The organism is Candidatus Zixiibacteriota bacterium, from assembly GCA_014728145.1.
Lineage (GTDB): Bacteria > Zixibacteria > MSB-5A5 > JAABVY01 > JAABVY01 > WJMC01.
In genome coordinates, this window is the sequence record WJMC01000121.1 from 1 (window position 1) to 8,192 (window position 8,192).

Here is an 8,192-nt window from a genome sequence, read left to right on the forward strand (position 1 = left end):
CAAAGCCTCGAAAGCCATCGGATCATAGGAAATATCGAGACCGAAAGCTTCCGAGATATCCATAAGCGAGAGGTAAACGACTTCCCCCTCGCGGATATGGCCGATCTGCTTGACATCCTGATCGTAGTGGTATTCCGCGCACTGGCCGGAATCGGAACTCAGTACCGCCAAAAAGGCCATAAGTATTATTGAAAATTTGTAAAAACTCATATACAGGTTGTACCATGCAGTAGTCAGTAGCGTTCCCGCATACCTCTCTGGATCTGGCGCTGATCATCCTTGCGCTTTAAGGCTTCACGTTTATCGTACATCTTTTTACCCCGTGCCAGGCCGATTTCGAGCTTGGCGTACTTGCCCCTGAAGTATAGTCTCAGGGGTACGATTGTCAGCCCGCGCTCGAGTGTTTTTGTACGCAGTTTGCGGATCTCTCGCTTATTTAATAATAGCCTCTTTTTGCGGTCGGGATCATGTTTTTCAAACGAGGCCTGCTCGTACGGGTTGATCCTCATGGAATGGACCCATACCTGGCTGTCCTCCACCGCGGCATACGCCTCCGAGATCGAAACTTTGCCCTGCCGAATCGATTTCACTTCGGCACCTTTCAGTTCCAGACCGGCCTCGAACTTCTCCAGAATATGGTATTCATGGTAGGCTTTGCGATTGGTCGTGATTACCTTTATGTTTGATTGATCCTCGGCCATAAGCTGTATTTATACCATGCTCATTCATTTAAGTCAATTTAAATCAGGGCTTTTGGTTTTCTGCATTTAATTTAAATTTCGCTTGAAAAAATAAAAGTAGCGCATATATTGACGATACGAAAAATTAGCAGGTTTTGTTGCCGAAGTGGTGGAACTGGCAGACGCGCTGCGTTCAGGGCGCAGTGTCCGCGAGGACGTGCGGGTTCAAATCCCGCCTTCGGCATTTTTTTATGCCATGTTTGGCCACTTAAGCATCGAAAGAAGATAAAAGGCGGAACCGATAGTGTCGAATCAAAGCACTAAAATTTTTTCCTGTGGCGGGTAAGTATCTTTTTGCTGTATTTTTCCGACGACCGAAGTATTGCGAAAGCGGGTAGTTTTTTCATGATTGGATATCATCTTTACGGTTCCGCCCTATCAGTTAGCATAATTCGAATCTATTCTTTCCTGTAAGTTACGAATTATACTTTTGTTAAAAAAGTATTAAAATAAATGTTACGGGGCTGATTCAATCTAAAAATAATTAAATTTCACAAACCGCTCTACCACAACTCTTTACCGTGCGCATTTCGGGTGGCTGAAGTCTCCGCCAAAACGGAGTATGATTTACCGAAAAGGGTAGTTTTCGGTACTGTTTTGCATGCTAAAATAATTTGTAAATATCTTGACTAATATAGGCTTATAATGTATCGTATATATCTCTGAATGTGAAAAAGGTAACATTATCGGCGGTAGCAGATGGCAGAACACAGGCTGATCGAACTGGACAAGAAAAAGCTTCTGTTTGTCGGTGGCTATGGTTCCGGCAAAACAGAAGTTGCAGTCAATTTCGCCTCCTATTTAGCCAAATACGGTTACCTTCCACTGAGCATAGTCGACCTCGATATCGTCAATCCTTATTTTCGTTCCCGTGAAGCAGTAATGCCTTTGACCGTGCTGGGAGTAAAAGTGATTTCACCAGCCGGGGAGCAGGGCACTGCCGATCTGCCGATTATCGTCCCACAGGTAAAAGGAGCGGTGGAAAGCGATGAACAGCGGGTTGTCCTGGATGTCGGGGGGGATGATGTCGGGGCCCGGGTGGTCAGTTCACTGGCGGGTTCTTTTCCGGCTGATGACTACGAGATGCTGATGGTTTTAAACAAGAATCGTCCCTTCACTTCAGATCTTCAGTCGTCTGTGCAGATGCTCAAACAGATCGAAGCGGCCAGCCGTTTAAGGTTTACTGGTTTGGTCTCGAATACTCACCTGATCGATGAGACCACGCCGGAGACAGTGCTGGATGGTTTGAAGCTGGCTCGTGAGGTCGGGCGCGAAACCGATCTCGAGGTCAGATTTGTATCTGCCAAGGAAGATGTTTTAAAGCGGATCGACCCGGAGGACCTGGATTGTCCGGTTTTACCACTTGAGAGATTTATGCTCAAACCATGGGAAGTAAACAAGAAAGCTGAGCAGAAATAGAAACTGCTCAAGAGGATGTATATATGCCCGGAATCACAATCGACAAGAACTACTGCAAGGGATGTGAGTTGTGCGTCAAGGCCTGTCCCCAGGAGATCCTTTCGATGTCGAAAGAGATCACCAAGCGGGGCTATTTTTATGCCCGGGTGCATGATCCCTCGCGCTGTATCGGCTGTTGCCTGTGCGCGATAACATGTCCTGACGCGGCTATCGAAGTACACACTCATGGAACCCGGTTTGTCCTGTTTGACTATTAAGCGAGTAAGCGAGAGCGTTTATTATGGCAAAAGTTTTAATGAAAGGTAATGAGGCGATCGGAGAGGCGGCGGTGCGCGCCGGCGGTATCTATTATTTCGCGTATCCGATTACCCCTCAAAGTGAAGTTGGAGAATACCTGGCCAAGCGTCTGCCCGAGGTGGGCGGGGTGTTTGTGCAGGCCGAATCGGAAGTCGGTGTCGGCAATATGATTTTCGGCGCCGCGGCTTCTGGCAAGAGGGTGTTTACGACATCATCGAGCCCCGGTATCAGCCTGATGCAGGAAGCGATATCATATATCGCCGGAGCCAATCTGCCCGCGGTCTTTATCAATATCATGCGCGGCGGTCCCGGTCTGGGCGGAATTCTGCCGGCCCAGTCGGACTACTTCCAGTCGGTCAAAGGCGGGGGACATGGTGATTATCGCCTGATGGTTTTGGCCCCGTCGACTGTGCAGGAAGCGGTCGACCTGGTCATGCTCGCGTTTGATATGGCTCAGAAATACCGCGGTCCCGTGATGGTGATTGGTGACGGTATGATCGGTCAGATGATGGAGGCGGTTGAATTTCCGGATGAGTTCAAAAAGCCGGTCGATCCCAGGACTCTCGACTGGCCGACTACCGGATGCGAAGGCAGACCTCATCGGATTATCAAGTCGCTCCACCTCGATCCGGAAGCTTTGGAAATCAACAGCTTAGAGCTGGCTAAAAAGTATGAGCGCATGAAAGCCGAGGAAGTTCGTTACGAACTATACAAAGTCAGTGACAAAAATCAGATCCTGATTGTCTCCTACGGTACCATGGCGCGTATCTGCCAGACCGTGATCGATGAGCTCGAGGATGAGGGTGTTTCGGTCGGTCTTTTGCGACCGATTTCACTTTTCCCGTTCCCGGAGAAAGAGATCCATGCTGAAGGCATCAAAGACAATATCAAGACAGTACTCTCAGTTGAGATGTCGACCGGGCAGATGATCGAGGATATCGAGAAGGCAATGATGGGTAAAAAGCCTGTCGATTTCTACGGTCGTACCGGCGGAATCGTGCCCTCACCCGAAGAAGTTAAAGATAAAATCATGAAAATTCTCAAAAAATAGATTACCGAGGTTGTTATGCCTGAGGCTGATGTTAAAATATTTAGAAGACCCGAATCATTTTCCGACAATGTCACGCATTATTGCCCCGGCTGTACCCACGGGATCATTCACCGCCTGGTGGCGGAATCGATCGACGAGCTGGGCATCCGTGGCAGAACTGTCGGTGTGGCTCCGGTCGGATGTTCTGTATTGATATACAATTATTTCAAGACCGATTTTCTGGAGGCGCCGCATGGCCGCGCGCCGGCATTGGCGACCGGTCTCAAACGGGTCAACCCGGAATTGATTCTTTTCACCTACCAGGGTGACGGTGACCTGGCGTCGATCGGCACCAACGAGATCATCCATGCCGCCAACCGTGGTGAGAAGATCACCACGATCTTCGTCAACAACGCCATCTATGGTATGACTGGCGGGCAGATGGCACCGACCACGATGCCCAAACAGGTCACTACCACTTCACCATTTGGCCGCGATGTGAGCTCGGCCGGTTTTCCGCTCAGGGTGAGTGAAATGCTGGCGACTCTGCGTACACCGGCTTATATCGAAAGGGTCGCGGTGCATGAACCGCTCCTGGTGGTGCAGGCCAAAAAAGCGATCAAGAAGGCCTTCAAAAACCAGCTCGAGGGTAAACGGTTCACCTTCGTGGAAGTGCTGTCGACCTGTCCGACTAACTGGGGGATGACCCCGGCTGAATCCACGAAATGGCTGATCAAGAATATGCTTCCCTATTACCCGCTGGGATGTTTTAAGGATACTTATTATGATGAACCGGAAGTCGAACTGCCCGAAGAGGAGGACGCCAGATGAGCCAGTATGAAGTCAAATTCGCGGGCTTTGGCGGACAGGGCATCATGACAGCCGGACAGCTGTTGGCCTACACCGGCATTAACGAGGGCAAGCATGTCGCCTGGATCCCCTCGTATGGTCCCGAGATGAGAGGCGGAACCGCATATTGCACTGTCGTCGTGTCGGACACCAGGATCGGTTCACCGATCATCAACCATCCCCAGGCCACTTGCGCTTTTAACCTGCCCTCTATGACCAAGTTTGCCCCGATGATCAGACCGGGCGGTCTTTTGATAATCAACAGTTCGTTGATCGATGCCCGTTGTGAGCGCGACGATATCACCGAGGTCCTGGTACCTGCCAATGATATCGCCCTCAAAGCCGGCAGTCCCAAGGTAATCAATATGGTCATCCTGGGAACATTTGTCGGTATTACCGAGGTGGTCGATTTCAAGAATCTGCGCGACACGCTGGGTGAGAAGATGGGACGCAAAAAAGAATTGCTTCAGATCAATTACAAGGCGATTGAAGAAGGCTACGACCTGGGAGTCAAAGCCAGACAGGAGAAGCAGACGGTATGAAGACAGTTGAAATAGATCAAAGCAAAGTCGACGAGATTATCGGACGTCATCCGCAGGAACCCCGTTCATTGATTGCGATCCTGCAGGACCTCCAGCGCGAGTTTCATTACCTTCCGCCCGAGGGAATCAAGGGAACCTCCAGGGCCCTGGGAATACCTCTTTCCAAAGTTTACAGCGTGGCGACTTTTTACAACGCTTTTTCGCTTGAACCGCGCGGTGAACATACCTGCCGGATCTGCATGGGGACAGCCTGCCATATCAAAGGCGCGCCATTGGCACTGGACCAGGCTGAAACATTTCTCAAGATCAAGCCCGGCCAGACCACAGAAGATCTGTCGTTCACCCTGGAAGTGGTCAACTGTGTCGGCGCTTGCGCCATGGCTCCGGTGGTGATTATCGATGACAAGTATTATGCCGATGTCAGACCGGATCGGATGCGTCGTTACCTCGAAAGGACCTTGAAATGAAGATAGATTCTCCCGAAAAGCTGGCCCAGTGGCAGAAAGAGTGCCAGAAAAAACAGGAGCAGTATAAAAAGAAAGTGATCATATGTTTCGGGCCGGGATGCCTGGCTTGCGGATGCCGCGATGTTTATGACCGCTTCGAAAAAGAACTCGATGAGTTGAATGTCAGGGATTTCAGCCTGGAAGCTGTGAAGAAGACCGGTTGTCATGGCCTCTGCGAAAAGGGTCCCCTGGTGGTGATCGAACCGGAAGGGATTTTTTACACCAAGGTCAAACCGGCTCATGTCAGGGACATCATCGAAAAGACCCTCCAAAAGGGCGAGCTGGTCGAAAAACTGCTTTACACGGATCCCAAAACCGAGAAGAAGATCGAAGATTATAAAGAGATTCCATTTTATAAAAAACAGATGCGCCTCGCGCTTCGTAACCTGGGACATATCGACCCCGATTCGATCGAGGACTATGTCGCCACCGGCGGTTATTCCGCGGTTGCCAAGGTGCTGACCGAGATGACTCCGCAGGAAGTGATCGACGAGGTCAAGTTATCGCATATCCGTGGACGTGGTGGCGGTGGTTTTCCGGCCGGCCGCAAATGGGAGACCTGTCGCAAAGTCGAATCAGATACACATTATGTTATCTGCAACGGCGATGAAGGCGATCCGGGCGCGTTTATGGATCGTTCGATTATGGAAGGCGATCCGCATGCGGTGCTGGAGGGGATGATCGTCTGCGCCTATGCCGTGGGTGCAAAAGACGCCTATATTTACGTTCGCGAGGAATATCCCCTGGCTGTCATGCATCTTTACCAGGCTATCGAGGATGCTGGAAAACATGGCCTTTTAGGTGACAATATCATGGGCACGGACTTTTCGCTCAATATACATATCAGCCGTGGCGGAGGAGCTTTCGTCTGTGGCGAGTCCTCGGCTTTGATGAAGTCGGTTGCCGGCGATGTGGGTGAGCCGCGTGCCAAGTATATTCATTCTGTCGTCAAGGGTTTGTGGGATGAACCGACGGTCCTCAACAATGTCGAGACATTCGCCAACATACCGCTGATTATCAATGAAGGCGGTGAATGGTTTAAAAATATAGGCACTGAAAAGTCGACCGGTACCAAGGCCTTTTCGCTGGTTGGTAAGGTCGAAAACACCGGTTTGATAGAGGTTCCGATGGGTACCAGCCTGCGCGAAATCATTTATGATATCGGCGGGGGTATCAAGGACGACCGCGCCTTCAAGGCGGTCCAGACCGGGGGGCCTTCGGGTGGATGTCTTCCGGCCGATATGCTCGATCAGCCGGTAGATTTCGACAGCCTCACCAAGGCCGGTTCTATGATGGGGTCCGGCGGTATGATCGTGATGGATGATCGTACCTGTATGGTCGATGTCGCCAAGTATTTTCTTAAATTCCTTGTGGATGAATCCTGTGGCAAGGATGTGCCCTGCCGTGAAGGCCTTTACCAGCTCTGGCAGTTGGCGGTCAAAGTCACCGAGGGCAACGCCTCCGAGCATGACCTCGAGATGATGGAACATCTTTCGGAATATATCATCACCGGTTCCCTGTGTGGACTTGGCAAATCCGGCCCCAATCCGTTTTTGAGTACGGTGCGTTATTTCCGCGATGAATACCTGGCTCATATCAAGGATAAAGAGTGTCCGGCGGGTGTCTGCCGTGAGTTGATTACCTACGAAATAAACGATAAATGCACCGGTTGTTTGGCTTGTATCAAACCCTGCCCGGTTGATGCCATCACCGGTGAGAAGAAGAAACTTCATGTCATCGATCAAGAGCTTTGCACCCGCTGTGGTGCCTGTTACGCGATTTGCCAGTTCGATGCGATTGATATAAAATAGTGAGGTACCGGCGTGAAAATTCAGATAAACGGTAGATGGTATAAGGCTACAGAAGGCGAGACAGTGCTGAGGGTCTGCCGACGCAATAACATCAAGGTGCCGGCTCTCTGTGCTCATCGGGCGGTCGAACCATTCGGCGCCTGCCGTCTCTGCATGGTCGAGATTACCCATGAAAACTGGGGAGGCTGGAAGGGCAATGTGACCGCCTGCCTGTACCCGGTGGAAGACAAACTGATAGTTAAAACCGAGACGCCCAAGGTCAAGGAACTTCGACGGATGGTCATGAATCTGCTTCTGGCACGCTGTCCTGATTCCGAAATTATTCGCAATATGGCCGAGGAATACGGGATATCGATATCCGATTTTCCCAACCGGCCAAATGCTGACGACTGTATTCTTTGTACTTTATGCACACGGGTGTGCGCCAGGATGGGCTTCAATGCTATCTCTATTGCCGGTCGCGGTTACGATCGCGAGGTGGCCACTCCGCTTCGCGAAGCTCCGCCCGACTGTGTCGGTTGCCTGGCCTGTGTAAATATCTGTCCGACTAATTTCATCAAGTACGAGGATGTTGGCAACAAGCGCAAAATCTGGGACCGTGAATTCGAACTGATCGAAACCAAAGACGGCACCACTATCACAAAAGCTTTCGCGGAGCATCTGATCGAACATCAGGGCATCCCGGAGGATTATTTCCAAAGCGGTGATTCTGAAAAACGTGGCGCGATCGCGGTCAATATGAAAAAGCTGGTGGACTGGTCCAAAAAGAAAGAGACCGATAAAGAGGAGGTGGGCAAATGAAGAAGCGCTTCAAGGTAGTTCCCTCGCTCTGTATCGGCTGTCGCACCTGCGAACTTGCCTGTTCATTGACCCATCAACAAAAAGACAAACCTGGCCGAAGCCGGATCTATCCCTTAACGGTCGGCGATGAGCAGTATGTGCCGGTGGTCTGCCTGCAATGCGATGACCCGGCCTGTGCCAAATCCTGCCTGGTGGAC

At 50.8% G+C, this 8,192-nt stretch carries 11 protein-coding genes and 1 tRNA gene; 10 read left to right on the plus strand and 2 right to left on the minus strand.

From position 1 onward, the window contains the following. The coding region (locus tag GF404_07245) for a hypothetical protein (GenBank protein MBD3381975.1) at positions 1-210 on the minus strand (210 nt) is incomplete at its 3' end. A gap of 23 nt (positions 211-233) precedes the next feature. Further along, positions 234-701: an SsrA-binding protein SmpB gene (gene smpB / locus GF404_07250; GenBank protein MBD3381976.1), complete on the minus strand. Its 468-nt coding sequence runs from the start codon at positions 699-701 to the stop codon at positions 234-236. A 139-nt stretch (positions 702-840) separates the two neighbouring features. Here smpB and GF404_07255 point away from each other — a divergent pair. From GF404_07255 to GF404_07300, 10 genes are all read left to right on the plus strand, one after another. Beyond that, a tRNA-Leu gene (locus GF404_07255) sits at positions 841-924 on the plus strand. A 515-nt stretch (positions 925-1,439) separates the two neighbouring features. Further along, on the plus strand, positions 1,440-2,159 hold the full coding sequence (locus tag GF404_07260) for a hypothetical protein (GenBank protein MBD3381977.1): 720 nt from the start codon (positions 1,440-1,442) through the stop codon (positions 2,157-2,159). 23 nt (positions 2,160-2,182) lie between these two features. Continuing rightward, complete coding sequence (locus tag GF404_07265) at positions 2,183-2,416, plus strand: 4Fe-4S dicluster domain-containing protein (protein MBD3381978.1); 234 nt, start codon at positions 2,183-2,185, stop codon at positions 2,414-2,416. Positions 2,417-2,439: 23 nt separating this feature from the next. Next, positions 2,440-3,507, plus strand: coding sequence for a 3-methyl-2-oxobutanoate dehydrogenase subunit VorB (gene vorB, locus GF404_07270; GenBank protein MBD3381979.1), 1,068 nt, complete (start codon positions 2,440-2,442; stop codon positions 3,505-3,507). Between the two features lie 15 nt (positions 3,508-3,522). Then, a complete protein-coding gene (locus GF404_07275; protein MBD3381980.1) occupies positions 3,523-4,317 on the plus strand; it encodes a 2-oxoglutarate oxidoreductase in 795 nt (264 codons plus the stop codon). Then, positions 4,314-4,877, plus strand: a complete 564-nt coding sequence (locus GF404_07280) for a 2-oxoacid:ferredoxin oxidoreductase subunit gamma (GenBank protein ID MBD3381981.1) — start codon at positions 4,314-4,316, stop codon at positions 4,875-4,877. The genes GF404_07275 and GF404_07280 overlap by 4 nt, the downstream gene beginning before the upstream one ends. Further along, complete coding sequence (locus GF404_07285; protein MBD3381982.1) at positions 4,874-5,344, plus strand: NAD(P)H-dependent oxidoreductase subunit E; 471 nt, start codon at positions 4,874-4,876, stop codon at positions 5,342-5,344. Before GF404_07280 ends, GF404_07285 begins: the two co-directional genes overlap by 4 nt. Further along, positions 5,341-7,194 carry a 4Fe-4S dicluster domain-containing protein gene (locus GF404_07290; GenBank protein MBD3381983.1) on the plus strand — a complete coding sequence of 618 codons (1,854 nt, stop codon included), beginning with the start codon at positions 5,341-5,343 and terminating at the stop codon, positions 7,192-7,194. Before GF404_07285 ends, GF404_07290 begins: the two co-directional genes overlap by 4 nt. A 12-nt stretch (positions 7,195-7,206) precedes the next feature. Next, a complete protein-coding gene (locus GF404_07295) occupies positions 7,207-7,995 on the plus strand; it encodes a 2Fe-2S iron-sulfur cluster binding domain-containing protein (protein MBD3381984.1) in 789 nt (262 codons plus the stop codon). Beyond that, positions 7,992-8,192, plus strand: a 201-nt coding sequence (locus GF404_07300; protein ID MBD3381985.1) for a 4Fe-4S dicluster domain-containing protein, incomplete at its 3' end; no start/stop codon positions are given. The genes GF404_07295 and GF404_07300, both read left to right, overlap by 4 nt.